The sequence below is a fragment of the Paracoccus sp. (in: a-proteobacteria) genome, from assembly GCF_047973135.1.
Taxonomy (GTDB): domain Bacteria; phylum Pseudomonadota; class Alphaproteobacteria; order Rhodobacterales; family Rhodobacteraceae; genus Paracoccus.
This window is the reverse complement of record NZ_JBKEBL010000172.1, coordinates 20,772-40,321: the sequence shown is the minus strand read 5'-3', so window position 1 is coordinate 40,321 and position 19,550 is coordinate 20,772. Positions and strand designations below refer to the sequence as shown.

17 protein-coding genes are annotated in these 19,550 nt (G+C 64.5%); 10 read left to right on the top strand and 7 right to left on the bottom strand.

Annotated elements, in window-relative coordinates; all coding sequences use genetic code 11:
* Positions 1 to 1,910 (bottom strand): DNA polymerase (locus ACK5L9_RS13280; protein WP_416911941.1); only part of this gene is annotated, 1,910 nt, incomplete at its 3' end.
* Positions 1,911 to 2,000: 90 nt separating this feature from the next.
* Entirely contained in the window at positions 2,001 to 3,104 is a 1,104-nt protein-coding gene (gene dinB, locus ACK5L9_RS13275; protein WP_416911940.1) for a DNA polymerase IV, read from the bottom strand.
* Between the two features lie 612 nt (positions 3,105 to 3,716).
* Between dinB and ACK5L9_RS13270 the strand changes: the two genes are divergently transcribed.
* The 5 genes from ACK5L9_RS13270 (at position 3,717) to ACK5L9_RS13250 (ending at position 8,439) form a co-directional block, all read left to right on the top strand.
* The gene (locus ACK5L9_RS13270) at positions 3,717 to 4,676 is read left to right on the top strand and encodes a VOC family protein (RefSeq protein WP_416911939.1); all 960 of its coding nucleotides are present in this window, start codon (positions 3,717 to 3,719) and stop codon (positions 4,674 to 4,676) included.
* Positions 4,673 to 5,326 carry an alpha/beta hydrolase gene (locus ACK5L9_RS13265; RefSeq protein ID WP_416911938.1) on the top strand — a complete coding sequence of 218 codons (654 nt, stop codon included), beginning with the start codon at positions 4,673 to 4,675 and terminating at the stop codon, positions 5,324 to 5,326. The genes ACK5L9_RS13270 and ACK5L9_RS13265 overlap by 4 nt, the downstream gene beginning before the upstream one ends.
* Positions 5,323 to 6,387 (top strand): maleylacetate reductase, encoded by a 1,065-nt coding sequence (locus tag ACK5L9_RS13260; protein ID WP_416911937.1) that lies wholly within the window; start codon positions 5,323 to 5,325, stop codon positions 6,385 to 6,387. Before ACK5L9_RS13265 ends, ACK5L9_RS13260 begins: the two co-directional genes overlap by 4 nt.
* A 43-nt stretch (positions 6,388 to 6,430) precedes the next feature.
* The gene (gene dctP, locus ACK5L9_RS13255) at positions 6,431 to 7,453 is read left to right on the top strand and encodes a TRAP transporter substrate-binding protein DctP (RefSeq protein ID WP_416911936.1); all 1,023 of its coding nucleotides are present in this window, start codon (positions 6,431 to 6,433) and stop codon (positions 7,451 to 7,453) included.
* Positions 7,454 to 7,593: 140 nt separating this feature from the next.
* Positions 7,594 to 8,439, top strand: a complete 846-nt coding sequence (locus tag ACK5L9_RS13250) for a dioxygenase (protein WP_416911935.1) — start codon at positions 7,594 to 7,596, stop codon at positions 8,437 to 8,439.
* Between the two features lie 6 nt (positions 8,440 to 8,445).
* On the opposite strand, the gene ACK5L9_RS13245 is transcribed toward ACK5L9_RS13250, so the two are convergent.
* Positions 8,446 to 9,390 (bottom strand): LysR family transcriptional regulator, encoded by a 945-nt coding sequence (locus ACK5L9_RS13245; RefSeq protein WP_416911934.1) that lies wholly within the window; start codon positions 9,388 to 9,390, stop codon positions 8,446 to 8,448.
* An 81-nt stretch (positions 9,391 to 9,471) separates the two neighbouring features.
* Between ACK5L9_RS13245 and ACK5L9_RS13240 the strand changes: the two genes are divergently transcribed.
* The 5 genes from ACK5L9_RS13240 to ACK5L9_RS13220 are packed head-to-tail and all read left to right on the top strand — an operon-like array spanning position 9,472 to position 15,764.
* The gene (locus ACK5L9_RS13240; RefSeq protein WP_416911933.1) at positions 9,472 to 11,229 is read left to right on the top strand and encodes an FAD-dependent oxidoreductase; all 1,758 of its coding nucleotides are present in this window, start codon (positions 9,472 to 9,474) and stop codon (positions 11,227 to 11,229) included.
* Between the two features lie 54 nt (positions 11,230 to 11,283).
* Positions 11,284 to 11,772: a TRAP transporter small permease gene (locus ACK5L9_RS13235; protein ID WP_416911932.1), complete on the top strand. Its 489-nt coding sequence runs from the start codon at positions 11,284 to 11,286 to the stop codon at positions 11,770 to 11,772.
* A complete protein-coding gene (locus tag ACK5L9_RS13230; RefSeq protein ID WP_416911931.1) occupies positions 11,769 to 13,070 on the top strand; it encodes a TRAP transporter large permease in 1,302 nt (433 codons plus the stop codon). The genes ACK5L9_RS13235 and ACK5L9_RS13230 overlap by 4 nt, the downstream gene beginning before the upstream one ends.
* 27 nt (positions 13,071 to 13,097) lie before the next feature.
* Entirely contained in the window at positions 13,098 to 14,123 is a 1,026-nt protein-coding gene (locus ACK5L9_RS13225; protein ID WP_416911930.1) for a hypothetical protein, read from the top strand.
* Between the two features lie 15 nt (positions 14,124 to 14,138).
* Positions 14,139 to 15,764 carry an alkaline phosphatase family protein gene (locus ACK5L9_RS13220; protein ID WP_416911929.1) on the top strand — a complete coding sequence of 542 codons (1,626 nt, stop codon included), beginning with the start codon at positions 14,139 to 14,141 and terminating at the stop codon, positions 15,762 to 15,764.
* A gap of 12 nt (positions 15,765 to 15,776) precedes the next feature.
* On the opposite strand, the gene ACK5L9_RS13215 is transcribed toward ACK5L9_RS13220, so the two are convergent.
* The 4 genes from ACK5L9_RS13215 to ACK5L9_RS13200 are packed head-to-tail and all read right to left on the bottom strand — an operon-like array spanning position 15,777 to position 19,547.
* Complete coding sequence (locus tag ACK5L9_RS13215; RefSeq protein WP_416911928.1) at positions 15,777 to 16,586, bottom strand: SDR family NAD(P)-dependent oxidoreductase; 810 nt, start codon at positions 16,584 to 16,586, stop codon at positions 15,777 to 15,779.
* Positions 16,583 to 17,245, bottom strand: coding sequence for a nitroreductase (locus tag ACK5L9_RS13210; protein WP_416911944.1), 663 nt, complete (start codon positions 17,243 to 17,245; stop codon positions 16,583 to 16,585). The genes ACK5L9_RS13215 and ACK5L9_RS13210 overlap by 4 nt, the downstream gene beginning before the upstream one ends.
* Before the next feature lie 17 nt (positions 17,246 to 17,262).
* Complete coding sequence (locus ACK5L9_RS13205; protein WP_416911927.1) at positions 17,263 to 18,309, bottom strand: phosphotransferase family protein; 1,047 nt, start codon at positions 18,307 to 18,309, stop codon at positions 17,263 to 17,265.
* Positions 18,306 to 19,547, bottom strand: a complete 1,242-nt coding sequence (locus ACK5L9_RS13200; RefSeq protein WP_416911926.1) for an acyl-CoA dehydrogenase family protein — start codon at positions 19,545 to 19,547, stop codon at positions 18,306 to 18,308. Before ACK5L9_RS13200 ends, ACK5L9_RS13205 begins: the two co-directional genes overlap by 4 nt.
* Between the last annotated feature and the right edge of the window lie 3 nt (positions 19,548 to 19,550).

The window sequence follows — 19,550 nt, the reverse complement described above, 5'->3', positions numbered from 1 at the left end:
TTGGCAATCTGCCGCCAGTCCAGCACGCGGGCGGGCAGATCGTGCTGGACGGCCAGATCCTCCAGCACATCGGCGCTGGTCGAATAGGCCCCGGTCTTGCCCTGCTTGCCGCCCTCGATCCCCAGCTTGTCGAACAGGATCTCGCCCAGTTGCTTGGGGCTGGCGACGTTGAATTTCTCGCCCGCAAGCGCGTGGATCTCGTCCTCAAGCTGCGCCATCTTCTGCGCGAACACATTCGACATGCGTTTCAGCACATCACCATCGACACGGATCCCCGCCATCTCCATCTCGGCCAGAACCGGCACCATGGGACGTTCCAGCGTCTGATAGACGGTCGTGACCTTCTCGACCGGCAGCATCGGCGCGAAATGCTGCCACAGGCGCAGCGTCACCTCGGCATCCTCGGCGGCATAGGGGGTGGCCTTGTCGATGGGCACCTGCGCGAAACCGATCTGCGATTTGCCCGACCCGATCAGATCCTTGATGGGGATGCATTTATGGCCCAGATACCGCTCGGCCAGTTCGTCCATGCCGTGATTATGCGTGCCCGCGTTCAGCGCATAGGACATCAGCATCGTGTCGGCCAGCGGTTCCATGCGGATGCCGTGACGGGCCATGATCTTCCAGTCGTACTTGATGTTCTGCCCGATCTTGAGGATCGCCGGATCCTCCAGCACGGGTTTCAGCGCCGCCAGCACATCGGCAAGGGCAAGCTGCCCCTGAACCAGCGTGGCCTTGCCGAACAGGTCGTCGGCACCCTGAACATGACCCACCGGGATGTAACAGGCCCGACCCGGCGCGACCGACAGCGAAAAGCCCACCAGATCCGCCCGCATCTCGTCCAGCGAGGTGGTTTCGGTGTCGAATGCGACATGCCCGGCCTCGCGGATATCGGCGATCCACGCGTCCAGCGCGGCAAGGTCCGACACCTGCTCATACCGGCTGGCCTGCATCGCGGGCTGTTCGGGCGCGGCGGGGGCTTCGGTCGAGGGGGCCGAAACCACCGCCGGAGCCTCGGCCCCCAGCTTTTCCGCCACCCGCGCGGTCAGGGTGCGAAACTCCATCTGGCCGAGAAAGCCCAGCAGCGTGTCGGCATCGGGGTCGCGCACCTCAAGGCTGGACAGCGCGAAATCCAGCGGCGTCTCGCAATCCAGTTGCACCAGCCGCCGGGAAATGCGGATCAGGTCGGCATTGTCGATCAGCGTCTGGCGGCGCTTGGGCTGCTTTATCTCTTCGGCGCGGGCCAGCAGGGTTTCCAGATCGCCGAAATCGTTGATCAGCTGCGCGGCGGTCTTGATGCCGATGCCGGGCGCACCGGGCACGTTATCGACCGAATCGCCGGCCAGCGCCTGCACATCCACGACGCGATCCGGGGCGACGCCGAACTTTTCCATCACCTCATCCGTGGCGATCAGCTTGCCCTTGATCGGGTCCAGCATCTGCACCCCGTCGCCGACAAGCTGCATCAGATCCTTGTCGCTGCTGACGATGGTGACGCTGCCCCCGGCGTCGCGGGCCTGACAGGACAGGGTGGCGATGATGTCGTCGGCCTCGTATCCCGCGACCTCGATACAGGCGATATTGAAGGCGCGGGTGGCGTCGCGGGTCAGCGGAAATTGCGGGCGCAGATCTTCGGGCGGTTCGGGGCGGTTGGCCTTGTACAGGTCATAGATTTCGTTGCGAAAGGTCTTGCCGGAATGGTCAAAGATCACCGCCGCATGGGTCGGCGCGTCGCTGCCATGTTCGTCGGTGACATATTTCCACAGCATGTTGCAGAAACCTGCCACCGCCCCCACCGGCAGCCCGTCAGATTTCCGCGTCAGCGGCGGCAGCGCGTGATAGGCACGGAAAATAAAGGCCGAGCCGTCGATCAGATGCAGATGGCAACCCTTGCCGAAACCGTCGCTCATATGTGTCTCGCCTCGTGACTGTTTCGGAGGTTGTGCCACGATCCGCCGCGTTCTGCCAGCCATGCCGCCCGCAGTCTGGGGCCGAGGCGTCTAAAGTCCCGCGAACAGGTCAAGCTGAGCTGGGTCGTCGCCATCGTCGCGGTCAAAGCCCGACAGGGTGATCCCCAGCAGCCGCGCGCCGCGCGGATCGGGCAGAACGGTCGTGGCCAGATCACAGGTGATGTCGAGCATCTCGGCCTGAGAGGCGACCGCGCGCGGCAGGGTCCGGGCGCGGGTGATCTGCTGAAAATCTGCGAACTTGACCTTCAGCGTCACGGTCCGGCCCTGCAATTCGTGCCTCTGCACGTGCCGCCAGACCTTTTCCGCGATAACGGCCAGCGCGTCGTGGACCTCTTCCATGGTCATCAGATCGGTGAAATAAGTGTTCTCGGCCCCCACAGATTTGCGTTCGCGGTCGGGCCGCACCTGCCGGTGGTCGATCCCGCGCGAGATGTTCCAGTAATAGCGCCCGGCCTTGCCAAAGCGGCGGATCAGGAATTCAAGCTGCTGCGCGCGCAGATCGGCACCGGTCGCGATACCGATGGCCTGCATCTTCTTTGCCGTGGCCGGGCCGATGCCGTGGAACCTGGCGACCGGCAGGGTCAGCACGAAATCCGGTCCCCTGTCAGGCGTGATCACGCATAACCCGTCCGGCTTGTTCTGGTCCGAGGCCAGCTTGGCCAGAAACTTGTTATAGCTGACCCCGGCGCTGGCGGTCAGGCCCGTCGCCTCGCGGATCCGGGCACGGATCTCGCGGGCGACCTGCGTGGCGGTCTGGCCCGGCCACAGGTGATCGGTCACGTCCAGATAGGCCTCGTCCAGCGACAGCGGCTCGACCAGCGGTGTGTAATCGGCAAAGATGTCGCGGATCTGGGCGCTGACGGCGCGATAGACATCGAAACGATGCCTGACAAAGATCAGATCGGGGCACAGCCGCTTTGCCGTGACCGAGGGCATGGCCGAGCGCACCCCGAACACCCGCGCCTCGTAACTGGCCGCCGCGACCACCCCGCGCAGCGCCGCCCCGCCCACCGCGACGGGCTTGCCGCGCAATTCGGGATGATCGCGCTGCTCGACCGAGGCATAGAAGGCATCCATGTCGATATGGATGATCTTGCGCAACGCTGTCTGGTCAGGAAGCATGGGCTTTGGCATCGCCTTCGGCAGGGGAACGGCCCAAGCTTACACCAGCAGCGTCGCGGGGTGCCAGAGCATCCACCCGCCCGGTGTCGGGCGGGCGCTACAGCGACCACGCGCGCGAAGGCAGCGGCTTTCAGGGGAATGCCGGGTACATGCCGGGTCTGGTATGGCGGCAAACATGCGCGGACGCGGCCGCGTCATATCCACCGCCGCGCCCTGCCGGAAGCCGTTGGTGCAAGGGCATCGCCGCAGATTTGCGTCCCGCGATGGCCGGGGGGGCTGTGCGCCCCCCGGACCCCCTGCAAAAGCCTGCGGCGGGCCGTCTGTCCAGTGACAGGCGTTGCGACCATGCCGGCGATCTGGCGGGGCCTTGTCATCATCCGCAGCCCGGTCCGGCGTGTGCTTCCGGGCGGGAAGGGGGAACAGCGCCCTTGCGCGTTGCGACAGGACCAAGCCTCTGCGCGGCATCCATGGCCGGAATCGCCCCGAGGAATATAACATCGCGTTATGTTTTCAGACCAATAAATCAACTCATGCCATTGCCCTGTGCGTTATCACTGTCCTTGGGAAATCGCGTTTCAGTGGCACCGGGCGACCGGGCTGCCTGTTTCGAGGGAGGAATCAACCATGGTCAAGATCAACGGCTTTCATCACCTGACGCTTTCCACCGATGGCGCGCAGGAGGATTTCGATTTCTACACCAAGACGCTGGGTCTGCATTCGGTCAAGCGTACGGTGCTGTTTGACGGGGTGATCCCGGTTTATCATCTGTATTACGGATCGCCCGACGGCGATGCCTCGACCATCATCACAACTTTTCCGTTCCGCAAACCGGGCGTCTATGGTCGCCGCGGCACCAACCAGTCGCGCACGATCATGCAGTCGATCCCGATGGGCGCGGTGGATTTCTGGGTGGACAGGCTGAACGGGCAGGGGATCGAGGCGCAGAAGATTACCCGTTTCGGGGCGGACCGCGCCGTATTTGCCCATCCCTGCGGCATCCCGCATGAGCTGGTCGAAAGCGACAGCGATCCGCGCGAACCCATCGTGAACGAGGCGCGGGGGATTGGCCGGGATCACGGGATCAAGGGCATCTATGGCGCGCTGGTGGCCTGTTTCGACCGCACCGCGATGGAGGATTTCATGACCGTCGCCTTGCCTCTGACGAAAGAGGCTGACAGCGACGAGGGCTCGGTCTATCGCGTGCCGGATGCGGGCGGGGTGATCCAGCGGGTCGAGGTGATCAATGATCGCGACAGCCCGCAGGGCACCTGGACGCTATCGGGCGGCACGATCCATCACCTTGCGCTGAATACCGATGACGAGGACAACCAGTTGTCTCTGCGCGCCCATATCGAGGGGCTGGGCTTTACCGATATTTCGGAACAGAAGGACCGGAATTACTTTAAGTCGTGCTATGTCCGTTCGCCCGGCGGTGCATTGTTCGAACTGGCCTGGACCACGCCGGAAGGCTGGGCGCGGGACGAGCCTCCGGGCCAGATCGGCAAGACGCTGGTATTTCCGCCCTGGTTCAAGGATCGCGAGGCGGAACTGCGCGAGGGGCTGGAAGAGGCCACGTTCGAATGACAGGCGGTGCGCTGCATTCGGGCGCGCGCGGCCCTGCGGCGAAGGCGGTTTGCGTCTTTGTCCATGGTCGCGGCCAGTCGCCCGAAGAGATGCAGGGCCATGTTCTGGCGCGGCTGCGCGCGCCGGATGTGGCATTTGTGCTGCCCCGCGCGGAAAGCGGATCCTGGTACGAGGCGCGGGCCATTGATCCGCTGGTCGCGCAGGCGCGGGCCGAGCTTGGGCAGTCGCTGGACCGGTTGGGCGCGGTCATTCGTCAGGCGCGCGCGGATCATCCGGGCGTGCCGCTGTTGCTGGCGGGGTTCTCGCAGGGGGGCTGCGTCGTGCTGGAATATTGCTTTGCCGGGCTGCCCGCACCCGATGCTCTGATCGCGCTGACGGCGTGTCGCGTTGGTGTCGCCACGGATGACCGCCCGGCGCTGTTGCCGTCCGGCCTGCCCGTCTATCTGACCGGCAGCGATAACGATCCCTGGATTCCGGTCGATGCCTTTGCCGCGGCGGTGCAGGATCTGGGCCGCGCGGGCGCAAGGCTGCGCGGTGATCTGTTTCCGGGGCGCGAACACGAGGTCTCGGCACCGGAAATCGCGATGCTGCAATCGGTTCTGGACGATCTGGCGGCGGACCTGCCGCCCCGGATGGAGGCTGCAAGATGATGGAATCCTTTGTCTTTCCCGGATTGACGACGCGTGTCGTATTCGGATCGGGCACGGTGTCGCGCGTGGCGGGAGAGATCCGGCATCTGGGGCATGACAGGGCGCTGGTGCTGTCCACGCCGCATCAGAAGGCGCAGGCCGAGGCGCTGGCGCAAGGTCTTGGCGTGATGTCGGCGGGGGTCTTTGCAGGCGCGGCGATGCATACGCCGGTCGATGTCACCCGGCAGGCGCTTGTCGCCTTTGCGGGCAGCGGCGCGACGGCGGTGGTCAGTCTGGGCGGCGGCTCGACGACCGGGCTGGGCAAGGCCATCGCGATGCGCACCGGCGCCGATCAGGTGGTGATCCCGACCACCTATGCCGGGTCCGAGATGACCGATATTCTGGGCGAGACGGACAAGGGCGAAAAGACCACCCGCCGGGACGAGGCGATCCGTCCTGAAACGGTGATCTATGACGTGGACCTGACGCTGAGCCTGCCCGTCGGGCTGACCGTGACTTCGGCCATGAACGCGTTGGCGCATGCGATGGAGGCGCTTTATGCGCCCGACCGCAACCCGGTGGTGGAACTGATGTGCCGCGACGCGCTGATTGCCTTTCGCGACGGCATCCCGGCACTGATCCGCGATCCCCGGAACATAAGCGCCCGGTCGCAGGCGCTGTACGGGGCGTGGTGCTGTTCGGCGGCGTTGGGTTATGTCCAGATGGCGCTGCATCACAAGCTGGCGCATGTGTTCGGCGGGTCGTTCGATACGCCGCATGCTGAAACCCACGCGATCCTGCTGCCCTATACCACCGCCTTCAACGAGGCCGCCGTGCCCGGCCTGCTGGCCCCCATCGCCGAGACGTTCGGCGGAGGCTCGGCCGGGGGCGGGCTGTGGGATTTCGCGCAAGCCACCGGATCGCCGCTGAGCCTGCAACGCATCGGCATTGCCGAAAGCGATCTGGACCGGGCGGCGGAAATCGCGGTCAGGAACGCATATGCAAATCCGCGCCCTTTCGACCGCGGCGCGATCCGCGAATTGCTGCAATCGGCCTGGGAGGGGCGGCGTCCCGCAAACTGATCGCAGCGCGTTCGCCAAGTCCCCACCCGACAGGAGGAACCCGATGACCCGCAAGCTTTTACTGGCGGTGCTGGCCTGCGCCACGACCGCCACCCCCGCCAGTGCCGAAACCCGCATCGTCGCGAACTGTTTTACCCCGCCGCAGCATTTTTTCTGCAAGGGTATTCTGAAAGGCTGGGCTGACGAGGTGCAGCGTGTCACCGAAGGCCGTGTACGCGTGCGCATCCCCGCGAAAAGCATGGCCCCGCCGCCAGAACAGCTTGCCTCGGTTCAGGGCAATGTATTCGATGCCGCGATCCAGTATAACGGCCATATCGCCGATCAGCATATCGGGTTGACGCTGTCGATGCTGCCTTTCGTGAATGGCAGTGACGCACGCGCCAATACTCTGGCCTTCTGGCACAGCTATGAACGCTTTCTGGCCGATGCCGAACCGTTCGAGGGCGTGCAGGTGCTGGGGGTGATTGCCGCGTCCGGGGTGGATTTCTATTCCCTGACTGCGGCCCCGATCGAATCCGCCGCCGATATCCGGTCGCGCAAGATGTGGGCGCTGCCGGGGGTAACGGCCGGGATCATCAAGGATATCGGCGCGGCAACCGTCTCGGGTCCGGCGGTGCAGATGACCGAGATCATCCAGCGCGGGGTGGTGGACGGGTTTGTCGGCATTCCGGTGTCGGATGCGCGGGCCTTCAAGCTGCTGCCATATGTGAAATCCGTGACGCAGACGGAAACCAAGATCTTTGCCCCGACCTTCACCTTTTTCATCAGCAACGGAAAATGGGCCGAGATCGGTCCAGACGATCAGCAGGCGATCATGTCCGTCTCGGGGCAGGCCTTTTCCGAAATGGCCGCCGGATATTACGATCAGGCGGAAACCGCCGCCGCGACGGAACTGGCCGAAACCGCCGATATGCTGGCCGCATCCCCCGCATTTGAGGCCGGGCTTGCAGAGATTGCCGCACCCTATCACGACGCCTGGGTCGAGGCCGCTGCGGCCCGTGGCATCGATGCGCGGGCCGCGCTGGATTTCTATGTCGCCGCAGCAAGGGGCGAGACGGCCGAGTAATGTCCGAACATAGCGGAACGACATATAATCCTTGGCGCATTCGATCCTTTATGCGTCCCTCTGCGGTTACTGAGGGACAGACCGCGCCGAACCCTGCGCCTGGCCAATCAGCGTGCGTCGGCGAGAAGAGGAGGAAACCCATGTCCAGCTTTTTTACCGAAGAAACCTCGGTCGAGACGGTCAATGCCCGGATGGGCGACCGGGCCGATCCGCGCCTGCGGCAGGTCATGACCTGCCTGGTCCGGCATCTGCACAGCTTTGCAAAGGAAATCGACCTGACCCAGCAGGAATGGGATCTGGCCATTGATTTCCTGACCCGCACCGGCCAGATCTGTTCCGCCGAACGGCAGGAGTTTATCCTTCTGTCCGATGTTCTGGGCTTTTCCATGCTGGTCGTTGCGATCTACAACCGCCGCCCCGGCGGCGCGACCGAGAACACTGTCTTTGGCCCGTTCCATGTCGATGGCGCGCCCGAACGAGAGATGGGCGCGAACATATCGCTGGACGGCAAGGGCGAAAGCTGCCTGTTCGAGGGGCGCGTGCTGGATCTTGAGGGCAACCCGATCGAGGGCGCGCGGCTTGACGTCTGGTCCGACAATGCCGAGGGGTTCTATGACGTGCAGCAGCCCGGCCTTCAGCCGAAATGGAACAATCGCGGCATCTTCACTACCGGGGCGGATGGCCACTATGCGTTCCGGGGGATCAGGCCGGTTTGCTATCCGATCCCCGATGACGGCCCGGTGGGGCAGATGCTGGCCTGCCTGGGGCGGCATCCCTATCGGCCCGCGCATATGCATTTCCTTGTGACTGCGCCGGGCCATCAGCGCATCGTCACCCACACATTTGTCGGCGACGACGCCTATATCCGCGATGATGCGGTATTCGGCGTCAAGGAAACGCTGGTCGCCCCCTATGAGCATGCCGAAGGCGACACGGTCTGGCGGTCGAGGTTCGATTTCGTGATGGTTCCCGAAAAGGCGGCCTGAGGGGTGTCACCGCCGCCAGCGCGCTTCGGCATTGCCGTGGCGCAGCTTGGCGTCGATCCAGCCGCATTGCGCGATCAGAAACTCTTTCAGGCGCTTCAGCGAAGGCTCGCCGCCAGGCCGTGACAGCAGGCCAAGGGTGCGGTCGGGATGTTCGATCCGCAGGGGCAGGGTGGTCAGCGCCGACGACTGTCCCGCCACGACCACTACCGAGGCGGGCAGCACCGTCAGGGCATCGGACCCGGCCAGCACCCCGACAATCGACGCATAGGTGCCGCCCGAAAACGCCACCGGCATGTCGTCCAGCCCGAACTGGCCAAGCGTGCGCTGGATGTCGCGGAACAGCGGGCTGTTTTCGGGCGGGGCGACCCAGCGATAGCTGCTGAGATCGGCTGCGGTGATCATCTTGGTCCGGGTCAGCGGATGCCCCTTGCGGCAGGCGATGACGTTCCGCCCAAGGATCAGCGGCGCAAATTCCAGATCGTTGGTCAACTGGTCCTGACGCAGCGGCACTACCGCCAGATCCAGCGATTCATTGCGCAACTGGGCTAGCAGCTCATCCACATAGCCATAGCTTTGTTCGATCGAGATTTCCGGGCTTTGTGCCTGAAACTCTCCGATCATCCGGGCGATCACGCCATCCATGAAGATCGGGGTGCCGCTGATATGCAGTCGTCCGACGCGGCCCTTGCGATAATCATCGACCAGCCGCGATGCCTCGATGCCGCTGGTCCGGATGGTCTTGCCAAGCCGCGCCAGATGCCGACCCAATTCCGTCGGGCGCAGGGGCCTGCGGCCCGGTTCGAATAACGGCGCGCCAACCCGCGCCTCCAGCAGCGCCATGGTCCGCGAGACCGAGGGCTGCGACTTGCTGATCGCCGCCGCCCCTTCGGTCAGGCCGCCAAATTCGACCACCGCCGACAGAATTTCCAGATGCGCACTCTCCAGTTTCATAACGCTGCATCATATTAACCCGCAGCCATTCGATCAATCTTGTCTTTGACGCAGGCTAAGACTGGCCAGAGGAGGATCATCATGGCTGATTTTGAAACGGATGTTCTTGTCATCGGCACCGGCCCCGCAGGTTCGGCCATGGCGGCCCTGCTTGCAACCCATGGTGTCGCGCATATGGCCATCAACCGCTATCGCTGGCTGGCCAACACGCCGCGCGCGCATATCACCAACCAGCGCACGATGGAGGTGCTGCGCGATCTGGGCCGCGATGTCGAGGACGAGGCCTATATGTTCGCCACGCATCAGGATCTGATGGGCGAGAACATCTTTTGCGAAAGCATCGCGGGCGAGGAAATCGGTCGGATGGTGGCCTGGGGCAACCATCCCACCTCCAAGGCGGAACACCGGCTGTCATCGCCCACGAAGATGAACGACCTGCCGCAGACCTTCATGGAGCCGCTGCTGTTCAAGACCGCCTGTTCGCGCGGCACTCAGGCGCGGATGTCCACGGAATACCTGTCGCATCATCAGGATAGCGACGGCGTCACCACTACCTGCCGCGATCGGCTGTCGGGCCGGGACTTTACCATCCGGTCGAAATACCTGATCGGTGCGGATGGTGGCAAATCGCAGGTGGCCGAGGATGCCGGCCTGCCCTTTGGCGGCGCGATGGCCGTGGGCGGGTCGATGAACATCCATTTCCGCGCCGACCTGACGCAATGGGTCGCGCATCGTCCGTCCGTCTTGTACTGGGTGATGCAGCCGGGCGCCGATGTAGGCGGCATCGGCATGGGGCTGGTCAGGATGGTGCGGCCCTGGAATGAATGGCTGATCGTCTGGGGCTATGACATCAATGACGAACCGCCTCGCGTCACAGAGGAATATGCAACCGGCGTCGCACGCCAGTTGATCGGTGTGCCGGATCTGGAAATCGACCTGATCAGCGCGAACACCTGGACGGTGAACAATTTCTATGCCGAAAAGGCCTCGAATGGCCGGGTCTATTGCATGGGCGACGCAATTCACCGGCATCCGCCCTCGAACGGGCTGGGGTCGAACACCTCGATTCAGGATGCCTTCAACCTGGCCTGGAAAATGGCCATGGTGCTGAAGGGGCAGGCGGGCGAGCGGCTGCTGGACAGCTATGACGCCGAACGCCAGCCGGTCGCGAAACAGATCGTCACCCGCGCCAACCAGTCCATTGCCGATACCGCGCAGATCTTTGACGCGCTTGGCATGTCAGAAGGGGTCAGCCCCGAGAAGATGCAAAAGAACCTTCGGGCACGCGGCGACACCACGCCCGAGGCCGAGGCGCAGCGCGACGCGATCCGCAAGGCCATCGCCTACAAGAAATACGAATTTGACGCCCACGGGGTCGAGATGAATCAGCGCTACAGGTCCGACGCGGTGGTCACGGACGGGCAGATCGAACCGGCTTTCGAGCTGGATTCCGAACTGCATTACCAGCCGACCACATGGCCCGGCGCGCGGCTGCCGCATGTCTGGGTCTATCGTCACGATGACGGGGCCGGGATCTCGACGCTGGATCTGTGCGGGCATGGCCGCTTTACCCTGCTGACCGGGATCAACGGCAAGCCCTGGGCGGATGCCGCCGCGCGTGTGGCAGGCGGGCTGGGAATTGACATCCGGGTCCATGTGATCGGGCCGCGTCAGGAATATGTGGACCAGCGCGGTGACTGGGCCCGCGCCAGCGAGATCGGCGAAAGCGGCTGCGTGCTGGTGCGCCCCGACCACCATGTCGCCTGGCGCGCCGATACGCTTCCCGAAGATCCTGCTGCCGAACTGGGCCGCGTGATGGCCGCGATCCTCGCGCGCTGAGATCCGCGCCGGGGCGGGCCAACCGCCCCGCGCAATCAGAAGGGGGGAGACATCGTGAAAATTCTGAAACCGCAATGGGCGGGCTGGCTGATCGTGCCGCTGAGGCTGATCGCCGCCGCCTCGATGTTCGTGATGGCCGCGCTGACATTCGTGGATGTTGTCGGGCGCTATTTCAGCGCGCCGGTCTTTGGCGCCGCCGAGATGATCCAGTTCCTGCTGGCGATCACCATCTTTGCGGGGCTTGGCCTTGCGACCGTTTCGGGGGCGCATATCAGCGTGGACATTCTTGAGCCGTGGTTCCGGCACCGCCTGTCGCGCCCGCACCGGATCCTGCTTTGGGCCTGCAACTGTGCCGCCGGGGTGCTGATCGCATGGCAGATCCTGCGTCTTGGCTGGCACGGGGTGGAAACCGGTCGCCGGTCGATCGTGCTGGAATGGCCCGAGGGCTGGCTGATCCTGTGCTGCGGGGTCCTGGCAGCGGTGGCGCTGATCCTTGATCTGGCGGGGATCCGCGACGAGGGCGATCCGGGGGATACGCCATGACCGCCCCGCTGATTGCCATCGTCATCCTGCTGATCCTGTGCTTTGCCGGTGTCCGCATCGGCGTCGCGACCCTGCTGGTCGGCTTTTGCGGCTTTGCGCTTGAACGCGGCTTTGGCCCCGCCATGCAGATGAGCGGGCAGCGCATCATCGATGACGCGATGAACTATAACCTGTCGGTCATTCCGCTGTTCGTGCTGATGGGCGTATTCATCTATCGCGCCGATGTATCGACCGAGCTTTATGACGCCGCGCACCGGGCGTTCCGGCGGACGCGTGGCGGGCTGGCGCATTCGACCATCCTTGCCTGCGCGGGCTTTGCGGCGGTCTGCGGATCGTCGCTGGCGACGGCGGCGACGATGACAAAGGTAGCGATGCCCTCGATGCGGCGCTTTGGCTATCGCGATTCGCTGGCGACGGGGGTTGTGGCCGCCGGGGGAACATTGGGCATCATGATCCCGCCATCGGTACCGCTGGTGATTTACGGGATCATCGCAGAACAGGATATCGGGCGGCTGTTCCTGGCCGGTATGGTGCCGGGCATCTGTCTGGTGCTGCTGTTCATGGCGGTGGTCTGGATCTGGTCGCGGCTGGACCCGTCGGTCGCCCCGATGGAGGCAGAGACGGAACCCGGCGCTGCCACCGGGCCGGTTGCGGCGCGGGTGGTCTGGCCGGTGGTCGGGCTGTTCGTGCTGGTTCTGGGCGGTATCTATGGCCGCCTGTTCACGCCGACCGAGGCCGCAGGCGTCGGCGCGGTGGGCGCGGCATTCATCGCGCTTGGCCGAGGCAAGCTGCGCGGCATCGGCGAATGGACCGCTGCCCTGACCGAGGCGGCGCGGACCACGGCATCGCTGTTTCTGGTGATCTTTGGCGCGCTGGTCTTTGCCGAATACGCCAATTACACCGGTCTGCCCTATGCCGTCACCGACTGGGTCGAGGCGATGGATCTGTCGGGCTTTGGTCTGGTCGTGGTGATCGCGCTGATCGCCATTCTGATGGGCATGGTCTTTGAATCCATCGGCATTCTGCTGCTTTTGGTGCCGGTCTTTCTGCCGACGCTGCTGGACAGCGGCGTGGACATGATCTGGTTCGGCATCATCATCGTTCTGGTAACGGAACTGGGGCTGATCACGCCGCCTGTCGGGATGAATGTCTTTGTCGTGAAATCCGTCCTGCCCGACGCCGATCTGGGCCAGATGTTCCGGGGCGTGATGCCTTTCGTTCTGGCGATGCTGGTCGCGCTGCTGGCGCTGTTGCTGGTGCCGCCGCTGGCGATCTTTGTGCCCGATCTCGTCTATTGACCGACCGCAAATCAGGGGAGAAACGACATGTTCCTGAAAACCGCATTTGCCGCAGCCATCGCGATCATCCTGCCCGGCCTTGCCGCGCAGGCCAATACCCGCATCACCGCCAACTGCTTTTTCCCGGCGCAGCATTTCATCTGCGCGAAGATCCTGAAAGGCTGGGCCGGGCAGGTCAGCGACGTGACCGGAGGCCGCGTCCGGGTGAACGTTCCGGCCAAAAGCATGGCCCCGCCGCCCGAACAGCTTGCCTCGGTTCAGGGCGGGGTGTTCGACGCGGCGTTCCAGTTCAACGGTTTCATCGCCGACCGTCATATCGGCGTTGCGGTCTCGTTGCAGCCTTATGTGAACGGCAACGATCCGCTGGCCAACGCCACGGCATTCTGGCACACGTGGCAGCAATACATCGCCGACAAGGATCCCTTGCCGGGGGTCAGGGTGCTGGGGGTGATGGCCTCGCCCGGTGCGGATTTTTATTCCACCACCGACCAGCCCATCACCTCGCTTGCCGATGCCGCCGCGCGCAAGATGTGGGCGCTGCCGGGCGTCACGGCGGGGATCATGAAGGATATCGGCTCGGCCACGGTATCAGGCCCCGCAGTCCAGATGACCGAGATCATCCAGCGCCGGGTCGTGGATGGTTTTGTCGGCATCCCGGCATCGGACGCACTGGCGTTCAAGGTGTTACCCTATGCGAAATCGGTGACGCGGACCCACGCCAAGATTTTCGCCCCGACCTTCACCTTTTTCATCAGCGAGGCGAAATGGGCTGAAATCGATCCCGCCGATCAGGATGCCATCCTGACCGTCTCGGGCGAGGCTTTCGTTGCCATGGCCGCGCAGGTCTGGGCCGGGGCCGAAGCCGGGGCCGACAAGGAACTGGCCGAAACCGCGCAGATCGTCACCGCCAGCGACGCTTTCGAGGCAGAGCTTGCAGAGGCCGCGAAACCCTATCAGGATCGCTGGATCGAGGCCGCCTCGGCCAAGGGCATCGACGCGCAGGCGGCGCTGGATTTTTATCGCCGGACCGTTGCAGAGTTGAGTGGGAACTGAGGGAAAGGGCGGGGAATGGACAAACCGATGAACGTGCTGTGGATCATGTGCGACCAGTTGCGGTGGGACTATCTGTCCTGCGCGGGCCATCCGCATCTGCACACGCCGCATATCGACGCGCTGGCGGCGCAGGGGGTGCGGTTCAGCAATGCCTATGTGCAGTCGCCCTTTTGCGGGCCGTCGCGCATGTCCAGCTATACCGGGCGCTATTGCCGGTCGCATGGCGCGACCTGGAACGGCTTTCCCCTGCGCGTGGGCGAGCCGACGCTTGGCGATCATCTGCGCCGTATCGGCGTGCGCGCCGCCATTGTCGGCAAGACGCATATGGTCGCCGATACCGAGGGCATGGCCTGGCTGGGAATAGAACCGGGATCGACCATCGGCGTGCATATCTCGCAATGCGGGTTCGAGCCGTGGGAGCGCGATGACGGCATGCACCCTTACGGCCCCTATTCCCCGAACCCCGACTATCACGGCTTTCTGCGCGATCACGGGCTGGACAGCGAACGCCCGTGGGAGGATTTCGCCAATTCCGGCAAAGGCGATGATGGCGAATTGCTGTCGGGCTGGCTGCTGAAATATTCGAACCTGCCCGCGAATATCCCTGAAGAACTGTCCGAAACCCCCTATATGACCACCCGCGCGATGCAGTTCATGGAGGATGCGGGCGATACGCCCTGGCTGTGTCACCTGTCCTTCATCAAGCCGCACTGGCCCTATATCGTGCCCGCGCCCTATAACAGCATGTATGGCCCGGAACATGTCCTGCCGCCGGTCCGCAGCGATGCCGAACGGCAGACCGATCACCCCGTCTATCGCGCCTATCTTGAAAGCCGCATCTGCCGGACCTTTTCGCGCGACGAGGTGCGGCAGCGGGTAATCCCTGCCTATATGGGCCTGATAAAGCAGATCGACGACCAGATGGGCCGGCTTTTCGCATGGATGCGGGAACGCGGGCTGATGCGGAACACGATGATCGTCTTTACCTCGGATCATGGCGATTACCTGGGCGATCACTGGATGGGCGAGAAGGATCTGTTCCATGACCAGTCCGTCAAGGTGCCGCTGATCGTCTGCGATCCGCGCGCGGCGGCGGATGCGACGCGCGGCATGGTGCGCGATGAACTGGTCGAGCTGATCGACCTTGCGCCGACCTTTCTGGATTATTTCGGTGGTCCCCGGCTGCCGCATATCCTTGAGGGGCGCGACCTTTCGCCATTGCTGCATGACGCGGGTGCGTCCGCCGCGTGGCGGCAATACGCCATTTCGGAATATGACTATTCCACCCGCGAGGCGCGGAAGATCATCGGCAACGCGCAAGAGGATGCCCGCCTGATCATGTGCCGCGACGACCGCTGGAAATATGTCCATGCCGAGGGTTTCCGCCCGATGCTGTTCGATCTGGAAACCGATCCGCAGGAACTGACCGATCTGGGGGCGGACCCGGATCATGCCGGGGTCCGCGACCGGATGGCGGCGGCGATCTTTGCCTGGGCGCGACGGCATCATAACCGCTTTACCCTGTCGCCCGAGCGGATCGAGAAGATGACCGGCGGCGAGCCTCCGGGCATTCTGATCGGGTTCTGGGACGAGGCCGAATTCGAGGCGGAATTTGGCAAGCCTTTCGCACAGCGGCCATAGGCCCGGCTTGCATCAGCCGGGATGCAGCACCGCGCCGCCGCAGGCCGAAATGACCTGCCCGGTCACATAGCCCGACAGGTCGGTCGCCAGAAACTCCAGCACATTGGCCATGTCCTCGACCTGGCCAAAGCGGCGCAGCGCGATGGCGTTCAGTTGTGCCGGGGTGCCGATGCCCATCGCCGGATCCAGCCGCTTCAGCCGTGCCGTTTCGACGATGCCCGGCGCGATGGCATTGACGCGGATGCCATGCGGTCCCAGCTCGGCGGCCAGCGCGCGGGTCAGATAGGCCACCCCCGCCTTGGCCGCGCCATAGATTGCAAGATTGCCGCCCTCAAGCAGCGAAATGCCGGTCTGGGACGAGATGTTGACGATCACCCCCGCGCCCTGCCGCTTCATGACCGGGGCGACGGCGGCGCAGCACAGTTGTGCCGATTTCAGATTGGCGGCGATCAGGTAATCGAATGCCTCGGGCGTTGTGTCGGTGGGCAGGGTGCCGCTGTTGCGCGCCACTGCCACCCCGGCGTTATTGACCAGCACATCCACCCGGCCAAACGCCTTCTGCGTTGCCGCGATCAGGTGTGCGGCACCCTCGGGCCGGGCAAGATCGGCCTCGACCCCGATGGCGCGGCGGCCAATGGCCCCGATCTCGGCCATGACGCTTTCGGCGGTCAGTTCCTCGCCGATCCGCGCCGCCCCGGCAAGGTTCAGATCGGCCACCACCACATCCGCGCCAAGCCGCGCCAGCCGCAGCGCATAGCCCCGCCCGATGCCGCGCGCGGCCCCCGTCACCACCGCGACCTTGCCTGCCAGAGGCGCGGTCATCCGTGGAACCGGACCGCCACGTCCAGCGGCGCGCGGCCCACGCGGGCGCGGTTGGCATCGACGCTGACATCCTCGTATCCGAACGAGATGCCCAGCAGCAGGCGGTTATCGGCGGATACGCCCAGGTGGTCGCGGATGATCGTCGGGTACAGGCTTAGCGCCCCCTGCGCGCAAGAGGCCACCCCGCGCGAGGTCATCGTCAGCAGCAGCGTCTGGGTATAGATGCCCAGATCCACCGCTTCGCGTTCCTGAAAGCTGCCGGGCATGAAGATGAACACCGCATGCGGCGCGCCAAAGAATTCCAGATTGCGCCGATAGGCCCGGTCGCGGCCCGGCCGGTCGTGGCGGTCGATCCCCATCGCGCCGTAAAGCTGAACCGCCGCGTCGATCTGGCGTTCGCGATGGACGCCCTCGAACCGGCGATCCGCGCGGAAATCGGGGTCCGGCGCGATGCCCTGTTCGGATGCGGCCACCATCGCGGCCCCCAGTTCGCGCAGCGCCGCGCCCGAGACGACATGCGACATCCACGGCTGGATATTGCAGTTCGACGGAGCCGCCTGCGCCAGTGCGAAAATCTCGTGGATGGTTGCGTCGGGCACCGGGCCGGGCAGATAGCCGCGCACGGAACGGCGCTTGTGAATCGCCTCGTCCAGATTCATTGTCACATTGCCATCCTTCATGCCGCCCTCGCCAGTTGCATTCCGCGCGCGGCATAGGCCCGCGCCAGCCGCCGACCGACCCTGACGCTGTCGGGCAGGGTGCTGTTGCCCCTCTCGCCCCGCACCGCCACGCCAGCGCTGCCCACGGCACCTCGGAACATCGCGAAAACGCGGTGAAAATCGGTCATCTGCTCGGGGCTGCGTGCCCCGGCGTAATAGCGGGCAAGATAGGTCTGTTCCGAAGGGATGCCAAGCGCGTCCAGATCGCGCCCCAGCAGGCCGCCATTCTCATCCGCCGCCATCTGCCACGCCTGCGTGTTGAAACCCACATCCACCAGCGGATGCCCCAACGTGGACAGTTCCCAGTCCAGCACGCCGATGACCCGAGGCCGGGTCGGGTGGAACATCATGTTGCCGATGCGGAAATCGCCATGGCACAGGGTCAGCGCCTCGCTTTCGGGGATGCGCTGATCCAGCCACAGGATCATCGCGTCCAGATCCGGATTATCGGCGTCCCCCTTGCGGTATTGCTGCCAAAGCTGCGACCAGCGGCCAAGCTGACGGCGGAAATAGTTCCCCGGACGGCCGAAATCGCCAAGGCCAAGGGCCGTGTAATCCAGCCGGTGAATACGGGCCATGGTGTCGCACATGGCATCGTAAAGCGCGGCGCGTTCGCCGGGGGCGATGCCGGGCAGGGCGTAATCGGTGAAAACCCGCCCCGTCAGCCATTCCATCAGATAGAAGGGCGTGCCCAGAAGGTTTGCATCCTCGTGATAATGGTAAAGCCGTGGCACCGGGACATCGGATCGTGCCAGCGCCGACATCACCCGGTATTCGCGGTCGATGGCATGGGCCGATTTCGCCAGCGGTCCGGGCGGCTGCTTGCGCAGCACCGCCCGCCAGCCATCCGCATCGACGAAACAGGTCGGGTTCGACATGCCGCCTTCGGTCGGGCGGATCGTCAGTTCCGGGACGGGGCGGCGCAGAAACTGTTCCAGAAAGCCGTGCAGCGCCTTCGGGTCGAAATCGACGCCTTGGGCCCGGATGACCGCCGCCTCCCTCATGCCGCGCCGCGCCCAAAGCCGAACAGCTTATGCGCGATGCGCCGCTTCTGCACCTCTTCCGCGCCCTCGGTGATCTTGTAGCGCCGGTGGTGGCGATAGATATGTTCAAAGGGCTTGTGGCGGGAATAACCAAGGCCGCCATGGACCTGCATGGCGAAATCGGCAGCCCGGCAGACCAGATCGTTGGCCATGAAATTGCAGATCGACACCTCGTCAGTGATGTCGGCGGGGGGCATGCGGTCCATCCGCCATGCGGTGCGGAACACATAGTTGCGGATCGTCTCGCATTGGGCGTGCAAAGCGGCCAGCGGGAACTGGATCGCCTGCCGCGAGGCGAGGCTTTCGCCGAACAGCACCCGGTCGCGGGCATAGGCCACCGCCTCGGCGATGCAGAACCGCGCCGCCCCCGCGCTGCCTGCCGCCTGCCGGATGCGGTTCTCGTGGATGAAGATCATCGCGATTTCCAGCCCGCGCCCCTCTTGATGCAGGATGGCGCTGTCAGGCACGCGGCAATCCACCAGATCGACATCGGCATGGTCGGTCGGCATGTTGAAGGTCCACAGGTTGCGCACCCGGTTATGACCGGGCGTGTCGGTCGGCACGATAAAGGCGGTGATGCCCCGGCTTTCGCCGTCCTTGCCGCTGGTGCGGGCAAAGACCAGATTGGAATGCGCGCGCCCGACCTGCGAGTTCCAGCGTTTCTGGCCATTGATCACCCAGTGGTCGCCGTCGCGGACGGCGCGGGTCTCCATCCAGGTGGCGTCCGATCCGTGGCCCGGTTCGGTCAGCGCAAAGCTGAGATGCTTGCGGCCCGTGATGATACCCTCGATGAACTGCTTTTGTTCATCGGTGCCAAAGCGCGCCAGCGCCGGGACGATGGGAAAATTCCCGACGACCGAGTTTTCGTCCTGAAGGTCGTTATGCAGCCCCAGACCCTTCGCCGCCAGATGTTCGCGCACCGCGGCGTTCATCAGATTGCCCGCCGCCTGCCCGCCGCAGCTTTCGGGCAGGCACAGCCGCAGATGCCCGGCGGCATCGGCGCGGCGCTCCATCTCGGACAGCAGCGCCCGCCATTCCGCCGAGGGCGCGCCGTCATTCTGCCAGTCGGTGCGGGCATATTCGCGCCGGTGGTCGAAGAACTGCATGTTCTGCGCCTCAAGCGGCCTGATTTCGGCCTCGATAAAGGCGTCCAGTTCGGCCAGTTTGGCCGTGATCTGCGGCGGCAGGTCGAAATCCATGCC

Coding starts and splice junctions, on each gene's coding strand:
- ACK5L9_RS13200 (WP_416911926.1), bottom strand. CDS start 19,547: ATGGATTTCGACCTGCCGCCGCAGATCACGGCCAAACTGGCCGAACTG.
- ACK5L9_RS13205 (WP_416911927.1), bottom strand. CDS start 18,309: ATGAGGGAGGCGGCGGTCATCCGGGCCCAAGGCGTCGATTTCGACCCG.
- dinB (WP_416911940.1), bottom strand. CDS start 3,104: ATGCCAAAGCCCATGCTTCCTGACCAGACAGCGTTGCGCAAGATCATC.
- ACK5L9_RS13225 (WP_416911930.1), top strand. CDS start 13,098: ATGTTCCTGAAAACCGCATTTGCCGCAGCCATCGCGATCATCCTGCCC.
- ACK5L9_RS13250 (WP_416911935.1), top strand. CDS start 7,594: ATGTCCAGCTTTTTTACCGAAGAAACCTCGGTCGAGACGGTCAATGCC.
- ACK5L9_RS13260 (WP_416911937.1), top strand. CDS start 5,323: ATGATGGAATCCTTTGTCTTTCCCGGATTGACGACGCGTGTCGTATTC.
- dctP (WP_416911936.1), top strand. CDS start 6,431: ATGACCCGCAAGCTTTTACTGGCGGTGCTGGCCTGCGCCACGACCGCC.
- ACK5L9_RS13245 (WP_416911934.1), bottom strand. CDS start 9,390: ATGAAACTGGAGAGTGCGCATCTGGAAATTCTGTCGGCGGTGGTCGAA.
- ACK5L9_RS13265 (WP_416911938.1), top strand. CDS start 4,673: ATGACAGGCGGTGCGCTGCATTCGGGCGCGCGCGGCCCTGCGGCGAAG.
- ACK5L9_RS13230 (WP_416911931.1), top strand. CDS start 11,769: ATGACCGCCCCGCTGATTGCCATCGTCATCCTGCTGATCCTGTGCTTT.
- ACK5L9_RS13240 (WP_416911933.1), top strand. CDS start 9,472: ATGGCTGATTTTGAAACGGATGTTCTTGTCATCGGCACCGGCCCCGCA.
- ACK5L9_RS13215 (WP_416911928.1), bottom strand. CDS start 16,586: ATGACCGCGCCTCTGGCAGGCAAGGTCGCGGTGGTGACGGGGGCCGCG.
- ACK5L9_RS13270 (WP_416911939.1), top strand. CDS start 3,717: ATGGTCAAGATCAACGGCTTTCATCACCTGACGCTTTCCACCGATGGC.
- ACK5L9_RS13210 (WP_416911944.1), bottom strand. CDS start 17,245: ATGAATCTGGACGAGGCGATTCACAAGCGCCGTTCCGTGCGCGGCTAT.
- ACK5L9_RS13220 (WP_416911929.1), top strand. CDS start 14,139: ATGGACAAACCGATGAACGTGCTGTGGATCATGTGCGACCAGTTGCGG.